Origin of the sequence: Micromonospora sp. NPDC047620, assembly GCF_043205005.1 — a bacterium.
Lineage (GTDB): Bacteria > Actinomycetota > Actinomycetes > Mycobacteriales > Micromonosporaceae > Micromonospora.
Window position 1 is genome coordinate 1 of record NZ_JBIDDG010000148.1, and the last position, 1,207, is coordinate 1,207.

The following is a 1,207-nucleotide window of genomic DNA, read 5'->3' on the forward strand; positions in this document are numbered from 1 at the left end:
CCCGCGCGAACCCGAACGGCAGGATGTTGATGTACATCCCGTGCACCCGCTCCGCACCCCGCACCTCCGGCCGCGCGTCACACACCAGACCGGTGTGGAACCGCTGCTCGTCGGTGAGCTGGCTCATCACCTTCAGGTGCGCCGCGTGCAGGACGGCCTTGGGCGACACCTCGTACGCCGAGGCGAGCGCGCGGATCCGCTGGTCGAGGTCCTGGTAGCTGATCCGGTGCCGCAGTGCGGCGCCGGTCGCCCCGGCCGGTTCGCCCCAGCCGGCGGGCGGGGTGAACTTGGCGTACCCGGAGGTGATCTTCCGCCAGTACGCCTCGTCGGCCGGGGATGCCAGCGCCGCGCGCTCGGCGGCGACGAAGTCCGCGTACCGGACCGCGACCGGCTCCGGCGACTCCGGTGCCATGCCGACGCAGCGCCGCTCGTAGCAGCCGAGCAGCTCGGCCAGGAGGCTGTTGAGGTCCCAGCCGCCGGTCACCAGATGACTCACCGCGACGGTGAGCCACCAGCTCCCGTCGGTGGCGACGTGGACGCTGACCCGCAGCAGCGGCGCGGGGTGCTCCGGGTCGAACGGCCGGGCCCGCTCGGCGTCGACGTGGCCGCGCAGCTGCGCGTCGGCCTGTTCCTCGTCGAGCTGCATGATCCGGACGTCGACGGGCGCCTCGGTGTGCACGAGTTGCAGCGGCACGGAGTAGCCGCCGAGGTCGAACGAGGTGCGCAGGGTCTCGTGCCGGTGGACGACGTCCCGCACGGCTCCGGTGAGCGCCTCCGCGGAGAAGGGCTGGCGGCTGTGCACCCGGAAGCAGCGGACGATGTGGTAGAGCGACCGGTCCGGGTCCTTCTGGATCTCCACCAGCATGCCGAGCTGCGCCTGGGCGATCGGGTACGCGTCGGCGAGGCCGGCGGGCAGGGCGGCGCGGTCGGCGTCGTCGAGCAGCGCGAACGGGGCGACCGCCTGGAACTCCGGTTCGGCGGCGGCGGTCTCCTTGGCCGCGAGGTGCGCGGCGAGGGTCGCCACGGTGCGGTGCACGAAGACGTCGCGGACCCCGACGGGGAAGCCGGCCACCCGCAGGGCGCCGACCAGCGCCACTGCCCGCAGCGAGTCGCCGCCGAGGTCGAAGAAGCTGTCGACGACGCTGACGGTGTCCAGGCTCAACACCCGCGCCCAGATCTCCGCGAGCCGCTCCTCCAGATCGGTACG

At 73.2% G+C, this 1,207-nt stretch carries 1 protein-coding gene; it reads right to left on the reverse strand.

Annotation, left to right across the window (positions count from 1 at the left end; all coding sequences use genetic code 11):
* A partial coding sequence (locus ACGF5C_RS34845; RefSeq protein WP_393308689.1) for a condensation domain-containing protein occupies nucleotides 1–1,207 on the reverse strand: 1,207 nt, incomplete at both ends.